Annotated in this window: 22 protein-coding genes, 2 tRNA genes and 1 pseudogene; 17 read left to right on the forward strand and 8 right to left on the reverse strand. The window is 71.7% G+C overall.

From position 1 onward, the window contains the following. Nucleotides 1-171: 171 nt before the first annotated feature. The 3 genes and pseudogenes from ABZ826_RS18690 to ABZ826_RS18700 all read right to left on the reverse strand — a co-directional run. Nucleotides 172-968: pseudogene (locus ABZ826_RS18690) on the reverse strand (ATP-binding protein); the annotation flags it as partial. 19 nt (nucleotides 969-987) lie between these two features. After that, complete coding sequence (locus ABZ826_RS18695; RefSeq protein ID WP_361449076.1) at nucleotides 988-1,914, reverse strand: fused MFS/spermidine synthase; 927 nt, start codon at nucleotides 1,912-1,914, stop codon at nucleotides 988-990. Nucleotides 1,915-2,025: 111 nt separating this feature from the next. After that, nucleotides 2,026-2,409 (reverse strand): hypothetical protein, encoded by a 384-nt coding sequence (locus tag ABZ826_RS18700; RefSeq protein WP_361449079.1) that lies wholly within the window; start codon nucleotides 2,407-2,409, stop codon nucleotides 2,026-2,028. Nucleotides 2,410-2,717: 308 nt separating this feature from the next. Between ABZ826_RS18700 and ABZ826_RS18705 the strand changes: the two genes are divergently transcribed. Continuing rightward, entirely contained in the window at nucleotides 2,718-4,070 is a 1,353-nt protein-coding gene (locus ABZ826_RS18705; protein ID WP_361448925.1) for a tetratricopeptide repeat protein, read from the forward strand. A gap of 187 nt (nucleotides 4,071-4,257) precedes the next feature. Here ABZ826_RS18705 and ABZ826_RS18710 read toward each other — a convergent pair whose 3' ends face one another. Then, entirely contained in the window at nucleotides 4,258-4,854 is a 597-nt protein-coding gene (locus ABZ826_RS18710) for a histidine phosphatase family protein (protein WP_361448928.1), read from the reverse strand. A 275-nt stretch (nucleotides 4,855-5,129) separates the two neighbouring features. On the opposite strand from ABZ826_RS18710, the gene ABZ826_RS18715 reads away from it, so the two are divergent. From ABZ826_RS18715 to ABZ826_RS18745, 7 genes are all read left to right on the forward strand, one after another. Next, nucleotides 5,130-6,122: a phosphatase PAP2 family protein gene (locus ABZ826_RS18715; RefSeq protein ID WP_361448931.1), complete on the forward strand. Its 993-nt coding sequence runs from the start codon at nucleotides 5,130-5,132 to the stop codon at nucleotides 6,120-6,122. A gap of 46 nt (nucleotides 6,123-6,168) precedes the next feature. Next, nucleotides 6,169-7,194, forward strand: a complete 1,026-nt coding sequence (locus ABZ826_RS18720) for a hypothetical protein (protein ID WP_361448934.1) — start codon at nucleotides 6,169-6,171, stop codon at nucleotides 7,192-7,194. Next, nucleotides 7,185-8,792 carry a hypothetical protein gene (locus ABZ826_RS18725; protein ID WP_361448937.1) on the forward strand — a complete coding sequence of 536 codons (1,608 nt, stop codon included), beginning with the start codon at nucleotides 7,185-7,187 and terminating at the stop codon, nucleotides 8,790-8,792. The genes ABZ826_RS18720 and ABZ826_RS18725 overlap by 10 nt, the downstream gene beginning before the upstream one ends. Then, nucleotides 8,789-10,123, forward strand: coding sequence for an AAA domain-containing protein (locus ABZ826_RS18730; RefSeq protein ID WP_361448940.1), 1,335 nt, complete (start codon nucleotides 8,789-8,791; stop codon nucleotides 10,121-10,123). Before ABZ826_RS18725 ends, ABZ826_RS18730 begins: the two co-directional genes overlap by 4 nt. A 91-nt stretch (nucleotides 10,124-10,214) precedes the next feature. Beyond that, nucleotides 10,215-10,556: a hypothetical protein gene (locus tag ABZ826_RS18735; protein ID WP_361448943.1), complete on the forward strand. Its 342-nt coding sequence runs from the start codon at nucleotides 10,215-10,217 to the stop codon at nucleotides 10,554-10,556. Nucleotides 10,557-10,702: 146 nt separating this feature from the next. Further along, nucleotides 10,703-11,410 (forward strand): bifunctional DNA primase/polymerase, encoded by a 708-nt coding sequence (locus ABZ826_RS18740; protein WP_361448946.1) that lies wholly within the window; start codon nucleotides 10,703-10,705, stop codon nucleotides 11,408-11,410. After that, nucleotides 11,401-11,474, forward strand: a tRNA-Lys gene (locus tag ABZ826_RS18745). The genes ABZ826_RS18740 and ABZ826_RS18745 overlap by 10 nt, the downstream gene beginning before the upstream one ends. Before the next feature lie 73 nt (nucleotides 11,475-11,547). Here the strand turns inward: ABZ826_RS18745 and ABZ826_RS18750 are convergent. Next, nucleotides 11,548-12,762, reverse strand: a complete 1,215-nt coding sequence (locus tag ABZ826_RS18750) for a M6 family metalloprotease domain-containing protein (protein WP_361448949.1) — start codon at nucleotides 12,760-12,762, stop codon at nucleotides 11,548-11,550. Between the two features lie 409 nt (nucleotides 12,763-13,171). On the opposite strand from ABZ826_RS18750, the gene ABZ826_RS18755 reads away from it, so the two are divergent. After that, a complete protein-coding gene (locus ABZ826_RS18755; RefSeq protein ID WP_361448952.1) occupies nucleotides 13,172-15,052 on the forward strand; it encodes an EAL domain-containing protein in 1,881 nt (626 codons plus the stop codon). 49 nt (nucleotides 15,053-15,101) lie between these two features. On the opposite strand, the gene ABZ826_RS18760 is transcribed toward ABZ826_RS18755, so the two are convergent. Together ABZ826_RS18760 and ABZ826_RS18765 are read right to left on the reverse strand one after the other, a co-directional pair. After that, complete coding sequence (locus ABZ826_RS18760) at nucleotides 15,102-16,199, reverse strand: LLM class flavin-dependent oxidoreductase (RefSeq protein WP_361448955.1); 1,098 nt, start codon at nucleotides 16,197-16,199, stop codon at nucleotides 15,102-15,104. 117 nt (nucleotides 16,200-16,316) lie between these two features. Further along, on the reverse strand, nucleotides 16,317-17,129 hold the full coding sequence (locus tag ABZ826_RS18765; RefSeq protein WP_361448958.1) for a decarboxylase: 813 nt from the start codon (nucleotides 17,127-17,129) through the stop codon (nucleotides 16,317-16,319). 194 nt (nucleotides 17,130-17,323) lie between these two features. Here ABZ826_RS18765 and ABZ826_RS18770 point away from each other — a divergent pair, with 194 nt between their 5' ends. The 8 genes from ABZ826_RS18770 (at nucleotide 17,324) to ABZ826_RS18805 (ending at nucleotide 24,451) form a co-directional block, all read left to right on the forward strand. Then, on the forward strand, nucleotides 17,324-18,283 hold the full coding sequence (locus tag ABZ826_RS18770) for a D-2-hydroxyacid dehydrogenase (protein ID WP_361448961.1): 960 nt from the start codon (nucleotides 17,324-17,326) through the stop codon (nucleotides 18,281-18,283). Between the two features lie 256 nt (nucleotides 18,284-18,539). Beyond that, on the forward strand, nucleotides 18,540-19,442 hold the full coding sequence (ehuB, locus tag ABZ826_RS18775) for an ectoine/hydroxyectoine ABC transporter substrate-binding protein EhuB (protein WP_361448964.1): 903 nt from the start codon (nucleotides 18,540-18,542) through the stop codon (nucleotides 19,440-19,442). A 19-nt stretch (nucleotides 19,443-19,461) separates the two neighbouring features. Further along, nucleotides 19,462-20,202, forward strand: a complete 741-nt coding sequence (gene ehuC, locus ABZ826_RS18780) for an ectoine/hydroxyectoine ABC transporter permease subunit EhuC (protein ID WP_361448967.1) — start codon at nucleotides 19,462-19,464, stop codon at nucleotides 20,200-20,202. Then, the gene (gene ehuD, locus ABZ826_RS18785; RefSeq protein ID WP_361448970.1) at nucleotides 20,199-20,843 is read left to right on the forward strand and encodes an ectoine/hydroxyectoine ABC transporter permease subunit EhuD; all 645 of its coding nucleotides are present in this window, start codon (nucleotides 20,199-20,201) and stop codon (nucleotides 20,841-20,843) included. The genes ehuC and ehuD overlap by 4 nt, the downstream gene beginning before the upstream one ends. Then, nucleotides 20,833-21,684 (forward strand): ectoine/hydroxyectoine ABC transporter ATP-binding protein EhuA, encoded by an 852-nt coding sequence (gene ehuA, locus ABZ826_RS18790; protein WP_361448973.1) that lies wholly within the window; start codon nucleotides 20,833-20,835, stop codon nucleotides 21,682-21,684. Before ehuD ends, ehuA begins: the two co-directional genes overlap by 11 nt. Nucleotides 21,685-21,849: 165 nt before the next feature. Continuing rightward, nucleotides 21,850-22,608, forward strand: coding sequence for an IclR family transcriptional regulator C-terminal domain-containing protein (locus ABZ826_RS18795; RefSeq protein ID WP_361448976.1), 759 nt, complete (start codon nucleotides 21,850-21,852; stop codon nucleotides 22,606-22,608). A gap of 120 nt (nucleotides 22,609-22,728) precedes the next feature. After that, nucleotides 22,729-22,802, forward strand: a tRNA-Lys gene (locus ABZ826_RS18800). 131 nt (nucleotides 22,803-22,933) lie between these two features. After that, nucleotides 22,934-24,451 carry an MFS transporter gene (locus tag ABZ826_RS18805; protein ID WP_361448979.1) on the forward strand — a complete coding sequence of 506 codons (1,518 nt, stop codon included), beginning with the start codon at nucleotides 22,934-22,936 and terminating at the stop codon, nucleotides 24,449-24,451. Between the two features lie 244 nt (nucleotides 24,452-24,695). Here ABZ826_RS18805 and ABZ826_RS18810 read toward each other — a convergent pair whose 3' ends face one another. Beyond that, nucleotides 24,696-25,286 (reverse strand): lytic polysaccharide monooxygenase auxiliary activity family 9 protein, encoded by a 591-nt coding sequence (locus tag ABZ826_RS18810; RefSeq protein WP_361448982.1) that lies wholly within the window; start codon nucleotides 25,284-25,286, stop codon nucleotides 24,696-24,698. Between the last annotated feature and the right edge of the window lie 153 nt (nucleotides 25,287-25,439).

Below are 25,439 nucleotides of genomic sequence, written 5' to 3' on the forward strand. Positions count from 1 at the left end.
GTCCCGGTGCTCGCCGTGCGCCGGTGCGTACTGGTGCCCATCGCGTGCCTGCCGCTGTCCTGCGGGAGTGGGGGTGCGGGAGAACGCTAGCGGCAGCGAATCCGGCAAATGGCGCCCTTCGGAACCGAGTTGGCGTTCTTAGGGTTCCCTTAAGGAGCGCATCGGTGCTGGTCAAAGGTTCGGCTCTGCGCCGCAGCGGAATCGGAGCGTCGCCTTCCGACGGATCGCGCCGCGACGCCGCCGCCCCACCCGGTGGCCGCGCCGGTCCCGCTCCGGCCGCTGCCCCCCGAGGCCGATCCAGACGCGTACTTCCGTACCACCGAGCACCGAACGGCCGATCCGCACATCGCCGCCGGTGGACTCCGCGACCCGGCGGGCGATGTCGAGGCCGAGCCCGGTCGAGCCCACCGCGCCCCTCGTGCCCCTCGTCCCGCTCCGGCCGCTGCCGCCGCGGATCAGGGCCGCCGCCGGGTCGTCGATTCCGCCGCCCGCGTCCGAGACCAGCACGATCACGGCGTCACCGCTGTGGTGCACATCGACGGCGAAGGCGGTGCTCTCGGGGGTGTGCCGGAAGACATTGCCGAGCAACGCGTCCAGCGCGGCGGCCAGTTCGGGCCTGGCCACCGGGACGCGTACCGTACGGTCCACGCCCGCCAGGCGAACCTCGCGCCCCTCGTCCTCGGCGAGCGCCGACCAGAAGTCCATCCGTTCCCGGATCACTTCGGAGACATCGCAGCCGGCCCCGGGCCCGTCGTCGCGCCCCTGGGCCTGCGGGCGCTGTTCGCGAGCGGTCCTGATGATGATGTCGACCTCGTGCCCCTGGTGCCCAGCCGGCCCTCCCCCAGGTCGTGGGCGGCGCCCGCGAGCCGCCGGGCGGGCTCCACCATCCGCCCGCCGAGCCGGTCGGCTACCGCGACGGACCCGACGATCAGCGCGATGCCCACGCCCGCCAGCATCAGCCAGGCGGAGAGGCCGCCCGACAGGCTCTCAGCCGAACGCCGACGGCGGCGGCGCCGGTGACGGTCTGGCGTCCGCGTCGCTCACCGCCGCCGCGCCGCCGGTGAAATCGGCGAGCGCCCGCCCGTGTTCGACGCGCCCGGGGTGCGGGTCGGTCGCGACCCGGCGGGTCAGCTCCGCGACCTTCAGCGGCAGGTCCGAGGCGAGCAGCACGGCGTTGCCGAAGCGGCGGCCGCGCCAGACGGTCGGGTCGGCGGCGAGCGCCAGTTCGGGGAAGACCGTGGCCGCGGTGGCGATCTGGCCGCGGAGATGGGTCAGCGGTGGCCCGTCCGCGAGGTTGGCCACGTAGCTCCCGCCGGGCTTCAGGACCCGGCGCACCTCGGCGAGGAACTCGGTGCTGGTGAGGTGGGCGGGGGTGCGGGCCCCGCTGAACACATCCGCGATGACGAGGTCCGCCCAGCCGTCCTGGATCTTCCCGAGCCCGGCGCGGGCATCGGTGGACCGGACCCGGACCCTGGCCTGCGGGTCGAGCGGCAGCTCCCGGCGGACCAGTTGGACGAGCGCGGCGTCCACCTCGACGATCTGCTGGGTGGAGCGGGGGCGGGTCGCGGCGATGTAGCGGGCGAGCGTGAAGGCGCCGCCGCCCAGGTGCACGACGTGCAGGGGCTGCCCGGGGGGTGCGACGAGGTCGGCGATGTGGCCGATCCTGCGCTGGTACTCGAAGGACAGATACGTGGGGTCGTCGAGGTCCACATGGGACTGGGGGGCGCCGTCGAGCGTCAGCGTCCAGGCGTGCGGGCGCTCCCGGTCGGGCACCAGCTCGGCGAGACCGCCGTCCACGGGTTCGGCCAGGGGCTCCGCCCTGCGCCCGCCCGCGCGTTCGGTCCTGGCGTCGGCCTTGCGGTCGGACCGCTTGCGGGCGCCCGCGCCGCCGCCCGGCGTTCCTCGACGTGCCACTGCTGCTCGTGCCTGCTCACTGCTCATCGCTCCGGGCCCGTTCGGGGAACCGGCCGTGCCGGGGAATCCGGCCACCGGCCCATTATGGGCGCGCGGGCGGGGAGGCGGTGGTCAGCGGCAGCTGTCGGCCGCCTCGATCAGCCGGGCCGCCTGGTCGAGCGCGGCCCGCAGTGCGGCCGGGTCGGTGACCGGGGCGTCCTCCCCCGGCGGCAGCAGCCAGCCACTGCCGGTGACGGGTGGTTCGGCGGGGACGCGCAGCCCGCGGCCGTCGGTCTGGGTACAGGCGCTGCCCGGTACGTCCCAGGCCTCGGCGGTGCCCGGCGGCACCAGGAATCCGAGGGTGTCGCAGGCGCCGTCGTGCAGGACCGGGCCGACGGCCTCCTGGTCTGCGCCGCGGCGCAGGATGTCCACGGCCTCCAGTCCCTGGCGGGCCGGGACCGTCACCAGGTCGCAGGGTTCGGCGCCGTGGTCCTCCGTGAGGGCGGCGGGCGCCATGGCACCCGTTGCGGCCGGGGTCGTCGCAGTCGTCCGCGAGCCGGTCTCCGTGCCGAGATGCAACAAGGGACCTCTCCTCTCATCGCCGGGCGGAGCCGGATTCCGTCTCCGCATGGACCAACGCGCCGACGGCGTCAAGGGCTACGGTGCCACGCCGCCGCAAAGGGTGGCAGTTCATGGCGGATCGCGGGCGATATATCCCTTTTGCACATAAATGGTGAATGTGTGACCCGTCACAGCCGGTACCTTCTTGCTCCGCCGGGACACCGGAAGCAGGAACCCCGGCTGCAGAAGAGAGGTCCTCGCCCATGGTGTCGACAGGGGCAGTTCCCAACCTCGCCTTCCGACGGCTGCGCGGCCCGCGCTCCGCCGGGGAGTTCGCTGCCGCGGTACGCAGGTCAGCCCGCGAGATCGGCGAGCAGGTCGCGTGCGACGCCCGGTACATCGGACGCGTGGAGTCCGGCGAGATCCGCTGCCCCAACTACGCGTACGAGCGGGTCTTCCTGCACATGTTCCCCGGGACGACCCTGGCGGACCTGGGCTTCTCGCCGCGCGAATCCGTACGCGGCCGGGGTGCGCGGGTCACCGTCGAACCCCCACCGCCCCCTGCGCTCCACAGCGACACCGACGAGGAGAGCGACGTGCTGCGTCGCGTATTCATGACGAGCGGCACCACCGCGATGGCGGCCGCGACCCTGGGCCTCGGCCTGGACGACCCCTCCGCCGCCGCCACCCTGCCCGACCCGCGCCGCGTCGGGGAGGCCGAGGTGAGCGCCGTCGAGAAGGCGGTACGGCAGATCCGGCTGCTCGACGACCGGCACGGCGGTGACGGCCTCTATCGCAGGGCGTCCCAGCCGCTGCGTGCGGCGTACGCGCTGCTCGACTCCGGGACCGCGACCAAGCGTTCCACCGCCGACCGGCTGCATGCCGGAGCGGGCGAACTGGCCATCTCGGTGGGCTGGCTGGCCCATGACTCGGGCCGGTTCGAGGACGCCCGCTCGCACTACGCGGAGGCGCTCGCCACCGCGCGGGTGGCGGGGGACGCGGCGCTGGAGGCGCATGCGTTCTGCAATACGTCGTTCCTGGCCAGGGACACGGGACGGCCCCGCGAGTCCGTACGCGCGGCCGAGGCCGGGCAGCGGGCGGCACAGCCGCTCGGCTCGCCGCGACTGCTGGCCCTGCTCGCCCTGCGGGAGGCGGGGGGCCGGGCGGGGCTCGGGGACCGCACGGGCTGCGAACGGGCGATCGGCCGCGCGCACACAGCGTTCGGGCGCGGGCCCTGCGACGCCGATCCGGAGTGGATGACCTTCTTCCGGGAGGCGGAGCTGGAGATGCTGGAGGCCCAGTGCTGGTCGGCACTGGGCGACTGGTCGCGGGCGGCCCGCCACGCACTGCGGGCGACGCGGCTCCAGGACCCGCACTTCACCCGGAACCTGGCGCTGTACCGGGCCGAACTGACCACGGACCTCGCACGGGCCGGCCGGGTCGCGGAGGCGGCGACGGCGGGCCATCAGGTGCTGGACCTGCTGGACCGCGTCCAGTCGTCCCGTATCCGGGCGATGCTGGCGGACGCGACGGCGGTACTGGCGCCGCAGCGGGGCGCGGTGGACGTACGGGGGTTCATGGAGCGGTACGCGGAGCTCGCGGAGCCGGGCGTATAGGGGCTCCGGCGGGCGCGCCGCGTCCGCCCGGCGGCGGACGACCCCCGGCCGCCGTCCCGCGCGCCGAAACCGGCCGGGCCGGCGAACCGGACCCGTCAGCCGCCGGACACGGAACCCCTGCCCCCTGGTCGGGGAGGCAGCGGTGCAAGCCCGTCCGGCGAGCGGGACCGCTCCGGGAGGGGCCGGGTCACCGGTCCAGGTGGCCCGTGTCGTTCCAGCGTTCCAGCGCGGGTGCCCCGTACGCCCATCCCAGCACCGAGAGCGATGTCGGATCGAGCCGGATGCGCGCCGCGAACGACACGTCCTCGCCGAGCCACCGTGCTCCCAGTGCCCGCAGGATGTGCCCGTGGGCGAAGACCAGAACATCGCGGTCGGCCGAACGGGCCCAGTCGACGATCTCGTCGGCGCGGCCGGACAGCTCGGCCAGGGTCTCCCCCTCCGGCACCCCGTCGCGCCAGATGAACCAGTCGGGGCGGATCGCCTTGATCTCTGCCGGAGTCATCCCCTCGTACGCCCCGTAGTCCCACTCCATGAGCGCGTCCCACGGCTCGGCCCGGTCCGCGAAGCCCGCGATCTCACAGGTCTCCCTGGCCCGCAGCAGCGGGCTGGTGCGGACTTCGAGGCCCGGCAGGTCCGCCCACGGCCCGCGGTGCAGCCGCTCGCCTAGGAGCTTGGCGCCCGCACGGCCGGTGTCGAGCAGCGGAATGTCCGTCCTGCCGGTGTGATTGCCCCTGACGGACCATTCCGTCTGGCCGTGCCGGGCGAGCAGGATACGCGGTGCCATGACGGCTCTCCCTGAAACTGAGATCTGAGGCCGGAGATCGGGACAGAACGGATCGTCCGGTTTTCCCATCATCGCGCACGCGTACGGAAGGCAACCTCCGGGGCCGAACCGACGTCCCTCTCTGCGCGGAGATCTCCGGCGGAGAAATCCAACGGAAATGTCCGTACACGCACGGGGTACCCGACAGGGACCCCCGGGGGGAATCGCGACCGGCCCGCACCGTACGGTTGAACGCCCGCCGTCGGTCGCATTAACACATGATGGAGAGCTTCCGGATGCAGCATGCCAGCACCGCGCCCGTGGCGCGCCCGCGGCCCCGTTGGTGGACCGAGCTGCCGCTGCTGGCCCTGGTGTACGCAGCCTACTCGGCGGGCCGGCTGGTGGTGCGCGGCGACGTGTCCACGGCCGTCGACCACGGTCTGCGCATCCTGCACCTGGAGAAGACGCTCCACATCAACTTCGAGCACCCGCTCAACCGGCTGCTCACCGCGCACTCCTCGATAGGCATACCCGCCGACTTCGCGTACGCGTCCCTGCACTACCTGGTCACCCCGGCCGTCCTGATCTGGCTCTTCCGCCACCGCGCGGCCGTGTACCGCAGGGCCCGCACCTGGCTGATGACCTCCACACTGCTCGGTCTGATCGGCTTCACCCTGCTGCCGACCTGCCCGCCCCGGCTGCTGCACGCCAGTCACGGATTCGTCGACACGATGGCGCAGTACAGCTCGTACGGGTGGTGGGGAACCGAGGCGAGCGCCCCGCGCGGCATGGGCGGGATGACGAACCAGTACGCGGCGATGCCGAGCCTGCACGTCGGCTGGGCGCTCTGGTGCGGGATCCTGCTGTGGCGCCACGGCCGCCACCCGCTCGTACGGGCCGCGGGCATCGCTTACCCCCTGGTCACCACGTTCGTAGTGATGGGCACGGCCAACCACTACTTCCTCGACGCGGTCGCGGGCGTCGCCGTGATGGGCGTCGGAGCCCTGCTGGCCGGACCGGTGATGCGTCTCGCGGACCGGATCAGGGACCGGCTCGAAGTCCGCTTCCCGAGGCTCGTCGGGACCACGAAGTCCCCGGTTGTCAGTGCCGGATGCAAGACTTCGGCGGGTGAGCGAATCCCTGGCCAGCGGACCACCTCCGCAGATTCCACCGACGCCCCGGCAGCAGCCGACGCAGACGCCTCGGACGGCCGCGCATCCCGGGCCGGCACCGCAGCCCCCGCAGACGCGCGACCAGCGCAGGACGACGCTCCGGCAGCGGCTCGCTGAGCTGCGGGGCCCGGCCGTCGCGGCCCGGCCGCTGGACGCCCGCGCATTGGCGGCCCTCGCCGCCAACCCCGGCTGCCGGCGCCGCGCCCTGCTGGACGGCGCGGGGGTGGACAAGGCCGCGCTGGCCGCCGCGCTCGGTTCGCCGGCCCCCTTCGGCCAGTCCCAGTTCGCTCTCGTCCGGGGCAACGCCTTCGAGGCCAAGGTCAAGGCCGACGGCGGTACGGAGCTGATGCGGCTGCTGCACGAGCGTCTCGGCGGCGACGGCGCGCCCCCGCGCGAGGTGGTGGTCCCCGACCTGAGCGCGGCCGGTCCCGAGGGCCGCGCGGCGCGTACGGCCCTCGCGCTGCGGGAGGCGACCGAATCGGGCGGCTGGGCACTGCTGGACCACCCGATGCTGGCCCTGGAGGTGGCCGGCTCCCCGGCCTACCTGGAGCCGGACGCGGTGGCGGTGCACCCCGACGGCACCTGGACGGCCATCGAGATCAAGTCCTTCCCCATGATCGACGGTTCCGCCGACGCCGCGAAGGTCGGCGCGGCAGCCCGGCAGTCCGCCGTCTACGTACTGGCTCTGGAGCGGATCGCGGAGCTGACCGAGGGGGCCGAGGTCGGGCACCGGGTCCTGCTGGTCTGCCCGAAGGACTTCTCCAATCTACCCACCGCTTCGGTCGTCGACGTACGCAAGCAGCGTGCGGTCACCCGGCGCCAGCTGACCAGGCTGACCCGGATCGAGGACATCGCGGCGGCCCTGCCCGAGGGCACCACCTTCGACCCGGAGTGCCCCCGGCAGCAGCTGGACGCGGCGGTCGAGTCGGTCGGCGCGGCCTACGCCCCGGAGTGCCTGTCCGCCTGTGAACTGGCCTTCCACTGCCGGGCGAAGTCCCGCGCGGCCGGTGCGGTGGAGACACTGGGAAGGAGTGTGCGGGGCGAGCTCGGCGGGCTGACCACGGTGGGCGCGGTGCTGGCCGCCGCCGCGGGCAAGGAGGGCGACCCGGCCGATCCCGCGGTCGCGGCCCTGCGGCGGGCGGCGGCGCTGCGTGCCGAGGCCCTGGAGGGCGGTCCGGCATGTCGCTGATCAGCACCCTGGCCCGGCTGGAGGCCGTGGAGAGCGGCCGGGCACAGCCGATGACGACGGTCCTGCACCGCCATCTCACCGACCGGCCGCTCGTCCTGGTGCCACTGACCACCGCCGGTGAGGCGGGCGCCCCGCTGGGCGCGCTCGTCGGGACCGACCGGGAGGCGCCCCGGCTGCTGGCGGTTTCGCAGCCGCGCGACCGGGATCTGCGGTTCGCGTTCCTCGCCGAGCTGGCCGAGGCGGTGCTGCCGCACATCGAGGCGTACGAGGACGTCGTCGAGCCCGCCGAGCGCAATGAGACCGATCCGGAGACCGGCAAGAAGGTCAAGGTCGAGGTCGAGCTGTGCGCGGACGCACCGCAGTTGATCGTGCCGAGCCGGGCGGGCATCGACTTCGTACGACTGCTCGGCCGCTCGATGCGGTTCCGGCGCACGGCGGAGGACGATCCCGAAACCCCTTACCCCGCGCCCGCCCGCGTCCCGCTGCTGGGCCGCTGGCTGACGCATTACGGGGAGCGGGCCAGGGTGCCGGGCTCCTCACTGCTGCTCGCCGCGACGGATCTGCTGAACCGGCACTGGGCGACCGGGCAGAGCAGCCTGGAGGATCAGCATCTGGGCGCGCTGCTGGCCTGGATCGATACCCCGGCGGGCGAGTCCGGGGCGCGGGCGGCGCTCCGTGCGGAGCTGGACCGGGACGGCGGAGGACAGCTGCTGTGCCCCCCGGCCGGCCCGGCCACGGACCCGGCGTTCGACAACCGGCTGCTGGGGCCCGCCATCGAGAAGTACGACCGGGCGCGCACCTCGCTCGCGGCGGCCGAGGACGGCCTCGCCGCCGATGCCCGGCTCGGCGAACTGACCGCCGCCGAGCGGGAGATCAGGGCACTGCTGGCCGGGGTGATGCGGCCGACGTGGGATGCGGTGTGGCGGGGGCTGGATCTGCTGAGGGAACTGCCCGAGGGGGCCAGGGCCGAGGACCGCTGGACGAGGGACCGCTGGTCGTTCACCGGGCACCGTGACCGGGTGCGTTCCGGTGAGCCGCCGCAGCCGCGCCGGGACGACGCGGTGACGGCGGCGCAGAAGCTGGCCTCGCGCGAGACGGCGCAGGCCCAGCTGGAGGCGCAGGAGGCCTTGGACGATCCGCTGGTGCTGGCCGGACGGCGGCTGGCCGGTGAGGCGTTCGTCGGCGAGGTGACGGAGGTGGTGATGGCGTACAGCGAGTCGAAGCGCCCGTCCCCGCGTCCGCTGGTCACGGTCCGCACGGACGAGCGCCCGCATCTCGGCGAGCGCACCAAGGTGTACCGCTCGCTCGAAGGCAGGCCGCAGACCGCCGAGTTCGTGGGATTCGCCGCGGAACCGGAGGACGGCGGCCCGCCGCCGCTGGTGCTGCGCATCACCGACCGGATGGGCAGGAGCAAGGAACCGGCCCCCGGTTCGGTGCCCGAGCCGGGCGACCGGATCTCCTGGACGCTGTTCGAGCACGATCAGCGCGGCGGCCCGAAGCTGCCGGACCCGGAGCAGACGCCGTGGACGCACGGCGGACCGCCGGGCGCCGAGCGCGCCGAGCATCCCGATCCCGTGACCGCGGAGGACCTTCTGTGACGGCCGTATTCGACCCGGGCGCGCAGGCCGCGCGGGCGACCGACGCGATCCTCGCCGACACCCTGAGCGGTACGTCGCGCGGCATCGTGGTGGACTCCCCGCCGGGCGCGGGCAAGTCGACGCTCGTGGTGCGTGCCGCGCTCGAACTCGCTTCGGCCGGGCACCCGTTGATGGTGGTGGCGCAGACCAACGCCCAGGTCGACGACCTGGTGGTGCGGCTGGCCGAGAAGGACCCGGGACTGCCGGTCGGCCGGCTGCACAGCAATGACACCGACCCCTACGACAAGGTGCTGGACGGCCTGGCCAACGTACGGAAGTCGGCCAGGGCGTCGGACCTCGCCGGACTCGACGTCGTCATCTCGACGGCCGCCAAGTGGGCGCACGTGAAGAACGTCGAGCCGTGGGGGCACGCGATCGTCGACGAGGCGTACCAGATGCGTTCGGACGCTCTCCTGGCCGTCGCGGGGCTCTTCGAAAGGGCGCTGTTCGTCGGCGACCCCGGCCAGTTGGACCCGTTCTCGATCGTGGGCGCGGACCAGTGGGCGGGGCTGTCGTACGACCCGTCCGCGAGCGCGGTCTCCACGCTGCTCGCGCACAATCCCCGGCTGCCGCAGCACCGGCTGCCGGTCTCGTGGCGGCTGCCCGCCTCCGCCGCGCCGCTGGTCTCGAACGCGTTCTACCCGTACACCCCGTTCCGCAGCGGTACGGATCACGGGGACCGGCGGCTGTCGTTCGGCGTCGCGTCCGACGGCTCGGCACCGGACCGGGTGCTGGACGAGGCCGCGGAGTCCGGCTGGGGCCTGCTGGAGCTCCCGGCCCGGCACACCCCGCGCACCGACCCGGAGGCGGTACGGGCGGTGGCCCTGGTCGTCCGCCGGCTGCTGGACCGGGGCGGCGCGGCGACGAGCGAGCGTTCCTCCGAGCCGGTCCCGGTGACAGCGGACCGGGTCGCGGTCGGCACCGCCCACCGTGACCAGGCGGCGGCGGTACGGGCGGCGCTCGCGGAGCTGGGGGTGACGGGCGTGGCGGTGGACACGGCGAACCGGCTCCAGGGCCGCGAGTTCGATGTGACGGTGGTCCTGCACCCGCTCTCCGGCCGCCCGGACGCCACGGCGTTCCATCTGGAGACGGGCCGGCTGTGCGTACTGGCCTCGCGCCACCGGCACGCCTGCGTCGTGGTGTGCCGGGCGGGCGTCGCGGAGCTCCTGGACGAGCACCCCTCGACGGAGCCCGTGCAGCTGGGGGTCACGGTGAAGTTCCCGGACGGCTGGGAGGCGAACCACGCGGTACTGGCGCATCTGGCGGAACACCGGGTGCGTTGGCAGGCGTGAGGGAGGCCGTTCACGGTATGCCGGACGGCCACGTGCGGGACGTTGGACAATGGAGGGTGGCCGTCGGGCCCACCGAAGGAGGAAACACCACATGGCACAACCCGAGCGGAACGAGCAGCAGCGGCTGCGACCCGCGCCCCTGCTCTTCGAGCCGTCGGCGGCGGTCGCCGATCCCGAGCACTTCTTCGACCTGGAGTCGATGGACGATCCGCAGGAGCTGCTGGCCCGCGCCACCGAGCTGACCCTGGCGTTCCGCGCCGCGACCGACCGGGCGGTCGAGTTCCAGGCGCTCGCGGCTGCCCAGCTCGCCGATCCGCGCCGGTTCGACCGGCTGACGACCGCGGACATCGCGCAGCGCGCGGAGTGGACCGAGGACTATGCCCTGAAGATGGTGGAGTTCGGCCGGAGCCTGCTGGGCGGCTCCGCGCCCTGACCTCCGCCCCTGGGCCGCACCGGCTCTGACTTCGGGTACCACCACTGGCATATGCCCGCGCGCAAGATACTCCTTTGCACCCTCACCTGTCCCGATTTCCGACAACTCTCGGAATCCACTTGATCACTCCCGGTAGACATGCCTGCATGAGCGCTTGGCTGCCAGACGAAACGACCCTGCACATCGGCGACGCCTCCCAGCACGGCCCTGACGTCTTCGCCCTCCTCCGGGACCGGACCGCGAACCAGACGGCCCAGGTCACGGCGGCCGGCGCCGCCTGGCTCGCCGGCGCCACGGCCTATCCGCGCAGCACGCTGGCCCAGTGGGAAGCCCACCCCACCTCTCCGGCAGTGCTGCCATGCGGATCGGCCTTCGACGTGGTGAACGTGCCCACCCTCTTCGGCCGCCGGATGCTGGAACACCTGTGGGCCGACGGGCCCGGCTCCGGACCCGTCGCCACGCATCGCGGACGGATGCTGCTCTTCGCCTCCCCCGGCACCGCCCAGCGGCTGCCGTCGCTGCTCGACTGGGAGGAGTGGGGCGGCGGCCTCGAACCGCGCGCCGCCGCGGACCCGCGGGAGCGGGACGGCGGCGAGGCCAAGGTCCCGCCGCTGCTCTGCCACGGCACCGGGGACGCGGTGACCGTTCCGCCCCTGACCTGCACGTCGACCACTCCCGGGCCCCGCTGGGTGGTCGCGCCCGACACCCGCGGCCCCTGGTTGCCGGGCCCGGACGTACTGCTCTGGGCCTGTGTCCGGGTGACCCGGGCGACGCACCCGTCGGCGGACCGTCATCCGATTTTTCCTCACGCCGATCAGGATGCTAATGTCTACGACGTCAGCAGGCGCCGCTAGCTCAGTTGGTTAGAGCAGCTGACTCTTAATCAGCGGGTCCGGGGTTCGAGTCCCTGGCGGCGCACAGACGGAAGAAGCCCCCTCGCGGAAGCGAGGGGGCTTCTTCGTGATCGCGGACACCTGTGTTCCCGTGGTGATCAGGTTCCCGTGGTGATCCGGACCGTCCAGGCGCCCGACGGCGTCCGGTCGGCGACTTCGATCCTGGCGTGCGCGCCGGGGATGCTGTACGTCTCACCGACCCGCAGCGGGGCGTCGGCGAGCGGGGCGTAGACGGACCGCTCCCAGCAGGCGTCGGTGGTGGGGTGGGTGTCGAGGACCTCGACCGGGCCGCCGCCGGACGGGGTTCCGTTCCGCACCCGGTAGAGCAGGACACCTTCGGTACAGGTCGTCCGGTCGTTGCCCGTGGCGCCGCGCGCCTCGATGGCCACGGCGCTGCCCTCACCGGTCCTGATCACCGCGAGCCGGGTGCCGAGCGAGCCGCCGGGTGCGGGCGCGGCGGCGATCGGCTCCAGGGTGATGTCCCGGCTGCGCTGGACGCAGACCACCTGTCTGCGGTCCAGCCAGCCCAGCTTCCACTTGTGCCAGCCGAAGAAGTCCGGTGCGAGACCGAACTGGCTGCCCATCACGTCCCAGTCACCGACATAGGTGTCCCAGTCGCCCCTGCCGTCGGACGGCCGGTGGTAGAGGTCCGGCAGGTCGAAGACGTGGCCGGTCTCGTGGGCCAGCACGTTGTGGTCCGGCGGGTGCTGCTCGAAGACGGTGACGAGGCGCCGGATCTCCGTACCGTCCGCGTGCAGCGGCTGCTCGAAGTTGACGACCTTGGTGGCGTCGGAGTCGACCCCCGGGGCGTCCGGGTCGGCGACCAGGTAGACGATGTCGTACCGGGAGAAATCGACCTTCGGGTCGGCGGTCGCGATGGCATCGCGCAGATAGGCGCTGCGCCTCTCGTTGTTCCAGTCGCGCTGTATGCCGTACCAGTCGGAGGCCTCGGGCATCTGGATCCACTGCTTCAGCGGGTGTGGGCGCAGGGTGAACTTCCCGTACGAGGCGCGCTGGAAGAACTGGGTGGTGGCGGGGAAGTAGTCCGCGGTGAGTTCCTTCGGGGTGACGGTGGGGCGGTGGTCGGGAAAGGACAGGAAGACCATGACCGCGTCGAGGGAGCGGACGGGGCGGGGGTAGGCGTCGTTCCAGTCCCCCAGACCGAGTGAATGGTGCACCTCGGTGCGGGGCAGCGCGCACGGACCCGCATCGCCGGTGGCGGCCACGGCCGGCCCGGCGACGAGGGAGGTGGCCGCGAGGGCCAGGAGAGAGGTCACGGCCGCGGCCACGCCACGCAGGCTCGGTCTCTCCACTCCCCCGGTCCTGTGCTGACGCGGCACATCTACCTCCGGGTGCGGGCTGCGGTCACGCACCCACCCTGTGATGGTTCGAGGCTTTCGTCCTGTTGAGCTGCCCCAGTCGAGTCAGCGGCCGGCCACGACGTTCACCCTCACGGACAGTCACAATCAATCACTGGAGGATCGTGAAAGAACGGAACCACTCAGGAACGACCAGTCATGGGCAAACCAGATCGGTGTGGGCTTGGCCCATGCGGGGCGAACGTGGGGCGCGGAAGGGGCGGGCGCTGGAACGGCCGACGTACCAGCCTCTATGCTTCACCAGGCTTTCCCGCGTGGATTCCGCCTCCGACAGCGGCGCTCCGCGCGGTGGGCCAGTCCGGCCACACCTGTTCAATACAGAACTGCACGGCGGGAGCGAACGGTGAGCGGAACCCCCGAAGGGCCGAGGCCCGCGGCGGGCACACACCCCCACTCCACAGGACCGTCGGTCACGGAGTGTCACACTTTGTGGCCCCCTGCCGGGGCCCAGCGATCCGAGCCGCACGGCTACCGGGCGGCCTTCCGGGCCGCCACGCTCCCGATGGCCGTCGTCAACCACGAGGGCCTGGTCGTCGCCGCCAATGACGCTCTCGGCGGCCTCCTCGGCAACTCCCCCGCGGCACTGACCGCGCAGTCGGCGGCCGATCTGCTCGACCTCGTCGCGGACGGCCGCACCTGGCACGCGTACCGCGAGGTACTGCACGGGCGGCGCTCACGGTTCCGCTGCACCCGCAGGCTCAAGCACCCCGACGGGCGCTCGTTGTGGGCCGAGATCACCGTCGTACCGATGCCCGAACCGGAGGCCGGCCGGGCCGGTGGCTCCGGACCCGGTCGGGTGCTCCTCTCCGTCGCGGACGTCAGCGACCGGCGTGAGCTGCAGAAGCGGCTGCGTCACCTCCAGATGCACGACCCGGTGACCCGGCTGCCCAACCGGACGCTGTTCTTCGAGCGGCTCTCGGCCGTCCTGGAGACGCCCCGGCACCACGACGGCCGGGACGACGGTGTCACCGGGCACGGCCGGATCGGGCTCTGCTACCTCGATCTGGACGGATTCAAGGCCGTCAACGACACGATGGGCCACCGGATCGGCGACCGGCTGCTCGCGGCCGTCGCCGCCCGGCTCACCGACTGCGCGACCCAGGACGGTCCGCACCGCCCCGGTGCCCATCTCGTGGCGCGCCTGGGCGGCGACGAGTTCGCCATCCTGGTCGAGGACTCCGCCGGTACGCAGCAGCTCACCGACCTGGCCCGCACGGTCCTGGCCGCGCTGGAGAAACCCTTCGACCTGGCCGGGCAGCGGCTCTCCGTCTCCGCCTCGATCGGGGTGGTGGAACGCGCCGTGGCCGGCACCTCGGCGACCGGCCTGATGCAGGCCGCCGACACCACGCTGTACTGGGCGAAGGCGGACGGCAAGTCCCGCTGGACGGTCTTCGACCCGGAGCGCAACGCCCACCGGATGACCCGGCAGACGCTCTCCTCCAATCTGCGGCCCGCCGTCGAGCGCGGCGAGTTCACCATCGAGTACCAGCCGCTGGTCGGGATGGCCGACGGAGTCGTACGCGGTGTGGAGGCCCTGGTCCGCTGGAACCACCCGCAGTTCGGCATGCTCTCGCCGAATCGGTTCGTCGCCATCGCCGAGGAGGACGGCTCGATCGTCCAGCTCGGCCGGTGGGTGCTGCGGTCCGCCTGCCGCCAGGCCCGGCGCTGGCAGCTCGATCACCCCACCGAGCCACCGCTGTTCATCAGCGTCAATGTCGCCGTGCGGCAGGTCTGGGACTCCGACCTGGTCACCGATGTCGCAGAGATCCTCGCCGAGACCGGCCTCGATCCCGCGCTGCTCCAGCTGGAGCTGACCGAGTCGGCGGTGATGGGCTCGACGGGCCGCCCGCTCCAGGCCCTCCAGTCGCTCAGCGACATGGGCGTCCGCATCGCCATCGACGACTTCGGGACCGGCTACTCGAACCTCGCCTATCTGAGCCGGCTGCCGGTCTCCGTGCTGAAGCTCGACGGTTCGTTCGTGCGCGGCTTCCGCTACGAGGACGGCGCCCACCCGAGCCCGGCCGACGAGACGATCGTCGAGGCGATGGTGCACCTGGCGCACCGCCTCGGCCTGACCGTCACCGCGGAGTGCGTGGAGACGGCGGGCCAGGCCGAACGGCTGCGCCGGATCGGCTGCGACACCGGGCAGGGCTGGCTGTACTCACGGGCGGTGGCCCCGGAGCGGATCGCCGAGCTGATCGGCAGCGGCGGGCTGAAGGTCTGAACCCCGGTGTTCCGGCCCTCCCCGGGGGCCGGAACACCGGTTGCCCGGGTCAGGCCGTCGGCAGTCCGTACGCGTCCGCGATCAGCTCGTAGCTGCGCAGCCGGGCCTCGCCGCCGTGGGCGTTGGCGGTGATCATCAGTTCGTCGGCGCCAGTGCGCTTGGCCAGGTCGTCGAGGCCGGTGCGGACCTCGTCCGCCGTGCCGTGGACGATGTTGACCAGCCAGCTGTCGACGAACTCCTGCTCCATGGGGCTGAAGGCGTACGCCTCCGCCTCCTCGGGCGTCGGGACCAGGCCGGGGCGGCCGGTGCGCAGGCGGACCATGGACAGCGCACCCGAGAGCACCTGGCGGCGGGCCTCGCGTGCGTCGTCGGCGGCCAGCGCCGATACCCCGATCAGGGCGTACGGGGCGTCGAGCACCGCGGACGGCCGGAACGACTCCCGGTACAGATCGAGGGCCGGCACCGTGTTCTGCGCCGAGAAGTGGTGGGCGAAGGCGAACGGCAGCCCGAGCACACCGGCCAGCCGGGCGCTGAAACCGGAGGAGCCGAGCAGCCAGATCGGCGGACGGGCCGCGGACTGGACGCCGCCCTCGGCCGTGGCCTGGACCGGGCCGGGGACGGCGTGGATACGGGCGTAGGGGTGGCCGTCGGGGAAGTCGTCGTCCAGGAACCGGGTCAGCTCGGCGAGCTGCTGCGGGAAGTCGTCGGCCCCTTCGTTGAGCCGGTCCGACCGGCGCAGGGCGGCCGCCGTGGCGCCGTCGGTGCCGGGGGCGCGGCCGAGGCCGAGATCGACGCGGCCCGGCGCCATGGCCTCAAGAGTGCCGAACTGTTCGGCGATGACGAGCGGTGCGTGGTTCGGCAGCATCACGCCGCCCGAGCCGAGCCTGATGCGCTCGGTGCGGGCGGCGAGGTGGGCCAGGATCACGGCCGGTGAGGAGGAGGCGACGCCGGGCATGGAGTGGTGTTCGGCGACCCAGTAGCGGTGGAATCCCCGGCGCTCGGCGAGCTGCGCGATGTCCACGCTGGTGCGCAGCGCCTGGGTGGCGGTGCGGCCCTGCCCCACGGTCACCAGGTCCAGCACGGAGAGCGGAACGGTGGCCGTTCCCTCCGTCTTGCCACGGATCTCGTCGCCTCGAATCTCGTCCACGTCCTGGCCTCTCCGGTGATGCGCCTACGTCCGGCTCGTAGGTCCGGAAGAGCACAACAGGAGGTGGTCTCCGTTTATTCCCCGTTCTCCCCTCCCCGGGCCGCCGACCGCCCCGGCTCACCAGCCGGAGTGGGTCTGCCTCCCGGACCACCCCTTCCTTCCGCCGTGTGCACGCGCCCGGCCGGCGCCCCAGGTGGCCACCGGGGCCGGGGGTGCCTCGCGCTCGGCGAAGATCCTGCCGAGCCTCGGGGACCAGGACCGGCGGTCCGCCAGCCGCAGCCCCTCCCGCACCGACACCTGGTTCCCGGTGAGGACCGGTTTGCCGAGCAGCCGCTCCAGCTCCGCCACGTGCGCGACGGTGTGCAGGGCGGTGTCGGGCAGCAGCATCACGTCCGCCTCCGGCCGGTCCGCGGCCGTGACGAGGTCCTTCACCTCGTCCAGGCCCCAGGCCGCGGCCTCGGCGGCGGAGGCGAGACCCGCGGCACGGGTGGCGGCCACCTCGATGCCCGCGGAGTGCAGGAAGGCGGTGAACAGCTCGGCGACGGGCTCGGGGTAGGTCGCGGCGACTGCCACCCGGGCGGCGTCCAGTTCCCGTACCGCGTGGACGAAGGCGAAGGAAGTGCTGGATGCGGGCACCCCGGCCACCCTGGCCAGGGCGGCGGTCTGTTCATGGGCGCCCTCCCAGCCGTACAGGAAGCTGCCGCCGCTGCTCACCCAGACGACGGACTCGACGCCGGCGCGCTGCAGCTCCGTCACCCCGGCGGCCAGCCGTTCGGGTGTACCGGTCCGCGTCAGCGCGTCGGTCCCGTAGTCGTCCTCGTCGACGTCGGTGTGGTTCACGACCAGTCTGACGGCGTCGAGCAGGATCTCCATCCGCGGGAAGTCGTCCTCCGCGAAGTGGCCCGGGTAGAGAAAGCCGAGGGTCGTCATGTCCACCCCTTCTGTTCCTGCGGGTGCCTGGACGGGGGGCGGGGACAGGGCACACACCCATGACCGTTTTCGCCCGTCTCTCCCAGTATTCCCCCATCCGTCGCCGCTTCCCCTGTGAGCTGTTGACGAAGAGGGGCGCGGCTGCGAGCGTGGTCAATCCGCACATCCCAGAGGCAGCGGAGCGACCGTCCCTCATGTCAGAGCCCACCCTGCTCGTTCTGGACACCGACCCGTCGCCGCGTCTCGGCCGGCTGACCGGCAGGGCCGACATCCGGTACACGGACGAGGCCGGACTCGCCGCGCACCTTCCGACAGCCGACGTCCTGCTGGTGTGGGACTTCACCTCCGACGCGGTACGGGCCGCCTGGCCCGGCGACGGGCGGCGCCCGGCGTGGGTGCATACGGCGAGCGTGGGCGTGGACCGGCTGCTCTGCCCGGAGCTGACCGCGTCCGACACGGTGGTGACCAACGCGCGGGGCATCTTCGAGCGGCCGATCGCCGAGTACGTGACGGGGCTGGTGCTGGCGTTCGCCAAGGACTTCCCCCGCACGCTGGAGTTCCAGCAGCGGCGGCTGTGGCGCCACAGGGAGAGCGTCCAGGTCGCGGGCAGCCGTGCGGTGGTCGTCGGAGCGGGCCCGATCGGACGGGAGATCACCAGGACGCTGATCGCCCTCGGGGTCCAGGTGGCGCTCGTGGGACGCAGGGCGCGGCGCACCATCCACGGGGTGGCGGAGCTGGACCGGCTGGCCTCCATGGCCGACTGGGTGATCTGCGCGGCGCCGCTGACGGAGTCGACCCGTTCCATGTTCGACGCGCGGTTCTTCGGGCTGATGCAGCCCTCGGCCCGCTTCATCAACGTGGGGCGCGGACCGTTGGTCGTGGAGGACGATCTGGCCGCCGCGCTGCGCAAGCGCTGGATCGCGGGCGCGGCGCTGGATGTGTTCGAGCGGGAGCCGCTGGAGCCGCACAGCCCGCTCTGGGACGTACCGGATCTGATCGTGTCGCCGCACATGAGCGGCGACACTGCGGGCTGGCGGGACCGGCTGGGCGAGCAGTTCGTGGAGATGTACGAACTCTGGGCGGCCGGCGGGCCGTTGCCGAACGTGGTGGACAAGCGGCGTGGGTACGTCCCCGTGCGGGACCGGAACGAGTGAGCTCAACCGGCCCGGCCCGCCGCCCGTTTCACCCCTCCATGACGGACATCCACCCATGACGGGTGATCATGAGCGGTTCCCGGCAGGGATGCACGCACCGCGCACCGGCCGTCGCACTCCACCCCTGAACAGACACGGGAAGGTCACCTTCCGGCCACCGTTCGATCACAGCCGTCGTCTTCCTGCATAGACGCACGGGATCGGGCAGGCGCTCCCTCTGTCCGGACCGTTCGCCCGCTCCAGGAGATCACGAACCATGGCTGACTTCCCCAACCTGTCCCGCCGGGGCTTCCTCAACCGATCGGCAGCCGTGGGTGGCCTGCTCGTCGTCCCCGGTCTGCTCTCCGCGTGCAGCAAGTCGGACGCCGGTTCCGCGGACGGTGCGGGGGCGCTCGACAAACTCCGCAAGCAGGGCTTCGTCCGGGTCGCGTACGCCAATGAGGCCCCGTACGGCTATCTGGAGGGCAAGCAGCTCAAGGGCGAGGCGCCCACCCTGCACCGGGAGATCTTCAAGGCGCTCGGCGTCGACGAGCTGAAGCCCACCCTCTCCGAGTGGGACGGCCTGATCCCGGGGCTTCAGGCGGGCAAGTACGACGTGGTCAGCGCCGGCATGGCGATCACGCCGGAGCGCTGCGCCAACGCCCTCTTCTCCGAGCCCGAGTTCATCTCGCCCACCGCGCTGATGGTGAAGAAGGGCAATCCGAAGAAGGTCACCGACCTGGCGTCGGCGAAGGCCGCCGGGATCACCGTCGGCGTGATGTCGGGCGCCGTCGAGGGCAAGTACGTCGAGGGCGCGGGCATCGCCAAGGACAGGATCAAGACACTGCAGAAGCCGCAGGACGGCGCGGACGCGGTCAAGGGCGGCCGGATCGACGCCTTCCTGCTCACCGGCATCTCGCTGCGCTGGCTGGCGAAGACCAATCCCGACACCGAGGTCGCCGAGCCCTTCCTGCCCGAGCTCGACGGCACGAAGCAGTACAGCCCCGGCGGCGCCGTCTTCCGCAAGGGCAACGAGGACCTGCGGGACGCCTTCAATCGCGAGCTGAAGAAGATCGTCTCGGACAGTTCGCGCTATGTGGGCCTGCTCCGGGACTACGGCTTCGGGACCACCGAGCTCCCGCCGGCCACGTTGAAGACGGCCGATCTGTGCAAGGGCTGACGGGGACGGAACGCACCGCATGAGTGATTTCTTCTCCGCCTTCTTCGACGATCTGCCGCAGTTGCGCTCGGGGTTGTGGGTGACCCTCGAAGCCACCGTCCTGGGCGCGCTGGCCGCCCTGCTCCTGTCGTTCGTCCTCGGTCTGATGTCGGTCAGCCGGCTGCTGGTGGCGCGCGGTGTGTCCCGCGTGGTCGTGGAGTTCTTCCGCGGCACCTCGCTCTACGTCCAGCTGTTCTGGCTCTACTACGCGATGCCGACACTGACGGGGTACGAACTGACGCCGCTGCTCTGCGGCGTCGTCGCCTTCGGTCTCAACTACGGCGCGTACGGCGCCGAGGTGGTGCGCGGCGTGATCAACTCCGTGCCGCGCGCCCAGTACGAGGCGGCCGTCGCGCTGAACATGACGCCGTTGGACCGGATGCGGAAGGTGATCCTTCCGCAGGCCTGGGTGCAGATGATCCCGTCCTTCACCAATCTGCTGATCCAGCTGCTCAAGTGCACTCCGCTGCTGTGGCTGATCTCCGCGGCAGACCTGATGACCGTGATCCAGCAGCTGCGCGACCGCACCGGTGAGACGCTCACCGCGTACCTGACCCTGCTGGTCGTCTACTTCGTCCTGGCCTACGCGCTGACCCTGCTCATGAACCTGCTGGAGCGCGGCGCCAAGCGGCGGCTCGGCCTGGCGACCGGCGCGGGCTCGCTGCTGCGCAGCCGCAGCGCCACGGAAGCCGTCGCGTCGGCGACCGGAGGTGCCCGGTGAACGGCTTCGACTGGAACGCTGCCTGGGACGTCCTGCCCCTGCTCCTGCACGGTTTCGAGGTCACCCTGCTCGCGACCGTGCTCGGCACGCTCGTCGCCGCGGTCCTCGGGCTCGCCATCGCGGTCGCCGGACGGGCCCCGAGCCGGTTCGTGACGGTACCGGTGCGGGTCGTGATGGAGTTCATCCGGTCCACCCCGCTGCTCGTCCAACTCGTCGGCGCCGCCGCTCTGTTCTCCTCGGTGGAGCCGCTGGTGACCGGCATCGTGGTGCTGGGCGTCCACTACGCCACGTACACCTCCGAGGTGTACCGCGCCGGGATCGACAGCGTGCCGAAGGGCCAGTGGGAGGCCTGCCGGGCGCTCTCGCTCAGCCCCCGGCGGACCTGGCAGGCCGTGATCCTGCCGCAGGCGGTGCGCAATGTGCTGCCCGCCCTCGGCAACTACGCGATCGCGATGTTCAAGGAGACCCCGTTCCTCGCCGTGATCACGGTGCAGGAAATGGTCTTCGAGGCCCGGCAGTACGGGGCCGAGCACTTCGGGTACTACACAGAGGCATTCACGCTCGCGGCCCTGATCTTCCTGCTCGCGAGCTACCCCACCTCGCTGCTGATGAGAAAGCTGGAGAAGCGCCTTGGCCACTGAACCCCTCCCCCTGCAGAAGACGGCGGTCCGGGCCCCGAAGGACGTCGCACCGGTCTCCGCCGTGCCGGGGACCGGCCATCCGCTCGTCCGCTTCGACCACGTCGTGAAGCGGTACGGGGACCATGTCGTCCTCGACGGCCTGGACTTCTCGGTACGGCGCGGCGAGCACGTCACCCTGATCGGGCCCAGCGGCTCGGGCAAGACCACCATCCTGCGGCTGCTGATGACGCTGGAGAAGGCCAGCGACGGGGTCATCTGGGTGGACGGCACCCCGCTGTCCCACGTCGAGGCGCCCGACGGTTCGCTGCGGCCGGCGACCGAGAAGCATCTGCGCGAGGCCCGGAAGAAGATCGGCATGGTCTTCCAGCAGTTCAATCTCTTCCCCAACATGAAGGTGCTGCAGAACATCACCGAGGCCCCGGTCAGCGTGCTGGGCATGGACCGCGACGAGGCGGAAGCCCGCGCCCGCGAGCTGCTCGATCTGGTGGGGCTCTCGGGAAAGATCGACGCGCACCCCTCCCAGCTCTCGGGCGGACAGCAGCAGCGGGTGGCGATCGCCCGCGCGCTGGCGATGCGGCCGGAGATCCTGCTGCTGGACGAGGTGACGTCCGCGCTCGACCCGGAGCTGGTGGCCGGCGTACTGGAGCTGCTGAGCGACATCGCCAGGAACACCGACATCACCATGCTCTGTGTGACCCACGAGATGAACTTCGCCCGGGACGTCTCGGAGACGGTACTGATGTTCGATGCCGGACGCGTGGTCGAGTCGGGTCCGCCGGAAAAAATCTTCACGGATCCCGCACATGAACGTACGCGCGAGTTCCTCACCGCGGTGCTGTGACCTCGCAATTTGTCGCACGCCAATGACACTGGCATATGCCAAACGGGTGCGCCCCAGCATACGGAGCCGGGGCGCCCCATCAAGTCACCAACAGCCACCCCGCGAGGGGCTCTTGGCGGCTATCGTGGTCGCACGCCTTGCGGTCACAACCTGGTGGGGGAAACCGTGGCACTGAAGCCCGAACCGACCGCACCGTTCCACTCGGTGCAGTACGCCCTTCGTGTTCTCGAAACGGTCTCCAAGCACGGCAACGGCGTGACGGACACCCAGATCTCCCGGGAGACGGGGCTGCCCCTCGGGCATCTCACCTCCCTGCTGCTGACGCTGCGCCGCGAGGGGTACGTCGAGCAGATCACCGACGGCACCTATGTCATCGGCTCCTCACTGCTGCTCCTGGGTTCCGGCGCGGCCCGCAGACAGGCGCTGGAGACCAAGCTCCAGCAGATGCTGGCACAGCTGCGTGATTCGGTCGGCGCGGCGGTCTACATCAGCCGGTACGTCGACGGCGAGATCCGCGTCACGCAGTACGCCGACGGCCCCCGAACCCCCGCGGTGAACGAGTGGGTGGACTTCCGTTCCTCCGCGCACGCCTCGGCGGTCGGCAAGTGCCTGCTGGCCCAGCTCGACCGGAACGGCCGTCGCGACCACCTCTCGCGCCACAAGACGGCCCGGCTCACCTCGCGGACGATCACCAACGAGAAGGTGCTCTTCTCCAAGCTGGACAGTCAGCCGGCCACGGTCCCGGTGCTCGACCTCCAGGAGTACGCGGTCGGCACGGTGTGCGCGGCGGTGCCGCTCACGGCCGGTTCGTCGGCGGGGTGCCTGGCGCTGTCGCTGCCGATCGAGGACGCGCATCGCCTGCGCGCGGCGGCGGACACGCTCAACCGCCGGGCGGCGCCCGTGCTCCTGTCGCTGGCGCTCTGAGGGCTGCCCGGGACTCGATCCGTTCCGGCCGATCTCGACCCGATTCGTTCACCCCTGCCCCGTTTCGTTCCCGGTGTCATCAGCGCCCCTCGGGAGCAGGTATTATTTTCGAGTCAGCAGGCGCCGCTAGCTCAGTTGGTTAGAGCAGCTGACTCTTAATCAGCGGGTCCGGGGTTCGAGTCCCTGGCGGCGCACAGACAACGCACTGGGCGGTTCACGTACACAGGTGAACCGCCCAGTGCGTTTTTTGCTGCCCAAGGAGATGAACGAACGTCTTACACAGACGTACTAGACAACCGTATTACACGCTCGTATATTTCCAGGCATGACGAACGCTACGAGCACCACCGCCGCGCGCGGCGACCTCGCCGGTCGCCGGGAATGGACCGCCTTCGTGGTCCTCCTGCTGCCCCTCCTCCTCGTCTCGATGGACGTCTCCGTCCTCTTCTTCGCGATCCCGTCCATCGACCGGGACCTCGCGCCCAGCGCCACCCAACAGCTCTGGATCTTCGATGTGTACGCCTTCGCCCTGGCCGGTCTGCTCATCACGATGGGCTCGCTCGGCGACCGGATCGGCCGCCGCAAGCTGCTGCTCCTCGGCGCGTTCGCGTTCAGTGCCGCGTCCGTCGCCGCCGCGTACTCCACCAGCCCCGAGATGCTGATCGCGGCCCGCGCCCTGCTCGGGATCGGCGGTGCGACGCTGATGCCGTCGACGATGGGGCTCGTGCGGAACATGTTCCGCGACGAGCGACAGCGCGGCCGGGCGATCGGCATCTGGTCGGGCGCCATGGCCGGCGGGATCGCGCTCGGCTCGGTGCTCAGCGGGGTCATGCTGGAGCACTTCTGGTGGGGCTCGGTCTTTCTGATCAATGTGCCGGCGATGCTGCTGCTGCTGGTCCTGGTGCCGATGCTGGTCCCGGAGTTCAAGGACCCGAACCCCGGCCGGTTCGACTTCCTGAGCGTGCCGCTGTCGATGGGCGCCGTGCTGCCCGTCATCTACGGGGTCAAGGAGAGCGCCGCCCACGGGTTCGACGTGCCGCGCGGGCTGCTCATCGCCGCCGGGCTCCTCGTCGGGTGGTTCTTCGTCCGCCGTCAGCGCAGTCGTACCGACGCGATGATCAGCCGGGAACTGTTCCGTGACCGCGGCTTCGCGGCGGGCATCGGGCTGAACGCGCTGGCCGCGTTCGCCATGATGGGCTCCTCCTTCTTCACTACGCAGTATCTGCAGTCGGTGCTCGGCATGGGCACGATGGAGGCCGCGCTGTGGAGCCTGGCCCCGTCCCTGGCGGTGGGAGCCGCGGCCCCGACGGCCACGGCGATCGCCCAGCGGACCGACCGTGCGCGCGTCATCTGCGCCGGTTTCGCGATCGCCGCCGCCGGCTTCTCCGTCCTCGCCCTGACCGGTACGGACTCGCTGTGGCTGCTGCTGGGCGGCTGCGCCGTGATGAGCTGCGGCATCGTCACCGTGATGGCACTCGTCTCGGACCTGGCGCTGTCCACCGCCCCGCCCGCGAGGGCCAGTTCGGCGGCCTCGCTGCTGGAGACCGGGCAGGAGTTCGGCGGTGCGATGGGCATGGCCCTGCTGGGTGCGGTGGCCACGGCGGTCTACACCGCGGACATGCCGGGCTCGGCGCCGGAGGTCGCCCGCAAGACGCTGCCGGGTGCGGTGGCCACGGGAGACGATTCGCTGATCTCCATCGGGCGGGAGGCGTTCGTGCACAGCATGCAGTACGCCTCGGTGGCGGGGGCCGCGCTGCTGCTGGCGGGTGCGGTGCTCAGCGTGACGGTGCTGCGGCGGCGCACCGAACCGGCGAGCCGGGACGAACTGGCCCTGACGCGTTAGAGGCTCTCGTTCGAAGAGGCGTGGCGCCGGGGCAACCGGTGCGCCTCACCGGCCCCGGTCAGCGGCAGCCCCTCGGGTGGGGCCGCCGCCGGCCCGTACGGCAGCGCCGGGGGGCGGCGGCCCGGTGATGACGGAGGAGACGTCCTCGCGTCCCGGTCCGGACCACCGGCCGCCCCATGGACGCTGTACGGACTCCGCGACGCCGCCTGCGCCCCACGGCGCCCGCGCAGCAGGTGACTAGGCGTCAGAACTGCACATCGGAGCAGGCGTAGAACGCGTTGGCCGTGTCAGCGATGTTCCAGACGCTCAGGATGATGTGCTTCCCGGTCTTCTGGGTGGGGATGGTGCCCTGCTGGGTCAGGGTCGCCGGCGGCTGCTGGCCGCCGTACGGCACCGTCATGAAGGGCTGCGGCTCCAGGTCGGCCCTGGTGAGCGGCTTGGTGGGGTCCCAGCCGTCCTTGGTGATGTAGTAGCGGAAGTCCGTCGTGGCGTGGCGTGCGGTGAACTGCCAGCGGAAGCTGAAGCCCTGCCCGGCCGTGACATCGGTGGCGGGCCAGTTGCCGCCGCGCGGGTCGTCGAGTTGGGCGAACTCGGAGTGACCGCCGGAGCAGATCTTGCCGTCGGCCGGACCTGCCGCCGGGAAGCCCTTGGGGCCCTCGACGCTCTGCGGCTCCCACTGGATGTTGCCGCAGCCCGTCACCGTGCCGTTGGCACAGAGCTTCTGGCGGCTGATGGGGTTGTCGGTGTAGCCGTGGCTGCCGGCGCTGCTCGTCGCGAACATCGAGACGGCCGCAACCGCCAGGCCGACTACGGCCGCGCTTGCCCTTTTACGCATTGCTGTCGCTCCTCAAGAACGTGGGGGAGGTTCCATGAGCCCTGCTGCGCGCGCGTTGCGGTCTAGACCAAGCCTTAGATTATTGACGGGGTATGAACATGTCCAGACCAATGGGAGTTGGATTCCGCTTCGTCGCCGGAGCGTGCCTCCGGG

Source organism: Streptomyces sp. NPDC047515 (genome assembly GCF_040643055.1).
Taxonomy (GTDB): domain Bacteria; phylum Actinomycetota; class Actinomycetes; order Streptomycetales; family Streptomycetaceae; genus Streptomyces.

Excerpts from the sequence above, each read along its gene's own strand:
- ABZ826_RS18765 (WP_361448958.1), bottom strand. The coding sequence starts at position 17,129 with ATGACGACCCTCGGCTTTCTCTACCCGGGCCACTTCGCGGAGGACGAC.
- ABZ826_RS18740 (WP_361448946.1), top strand. The coding sequence starts at position 10,703 with ATGAGCGCTTGGCTGCCAGACGAAACGACCCTGCACATCGGCGACGCC.
- ABZ826_RS18805 (WP_361448979.1), top strand. The coding sequence starts at position 22,934 with ATGACGAACGCTACGAGCACCACCGCCGCGCGCGGCGACCTCGCCGGT.
- ABZ826_RS18705 (WP_361448925.1), top strand. The coding sequence starts at position 2,718 with ATGGTGTCGACAGGGGCAGTTCCCAACCTCGCCTTCCGACGGCTGCGC.
- ABZ826_RS18725 (WP_361448937.1), top strand. The coding sequence starts at position 7,185 with ATGTCGCTGATCAGCACCCTGGCCCGGCTGGAGGCCGTGGAGAGCGGC.
- ABZ826_RS18710 (WP_361448928.1), bottom strand. The coding sequence starts at position 4,854 with ATGGCACCGCGTATCCTGCTCGCCCGGCACGGCCAGACGGAATGGTCC.
- ABZ826_RS18735 (WP_361448943.1), top strand. The coding sequence starts at position 10,215 with ATGGCACAACCCGAGCGGAACGAGCAGCAGCGGCTGCGACCCGCGCCC.
- ABZ826_RS18770 (WP_361448961.1), top strand. The coding sequence starts at position 17,324 with ATGTCAGAGCCCACCCTGCTCGTTCTGGACACCGACCCGTCGCCGCGT.
- ABZ826_RS18700 (WP_361449079.1), bottom strand. The coding sequence starts at position 2,409 with ATGGCGCCCGCCGCCCTCACGGAGGACCACGGCGCCGAACCCTGCGAC.
- ABZ826_RS18810 (WP_361448982.1), bottom strand. The coding sequence starts at position 25,286 with ATGCGTAAAAGGGCAAGCGCGGCCGTAGTCGGCCTGGCGGTTGCGGCC.
- ABZ826_RS18715 (WP_361448931.1), top strand. The coding sequence starts at position 5,130 with ATGCAGCATGCCAGCACCGCGCCCGTGGCGCGCCCGCGGCCCCGTTGG.
- ehuC (WP_361448967.1), top strand. The coding sequence starts at position 19,462 with ATGAGTGATTTCTTCTCCGCCTTCTTCGACGATCTGCCGCAGTTGCGC.
- ehuB (WP_361448964.1), top strand. The coding sequence starts at position 18,540 with ATGGCTGACTTCCCCAACCTGTCCCGCCGGGGCTTCCTCAACCGATCG.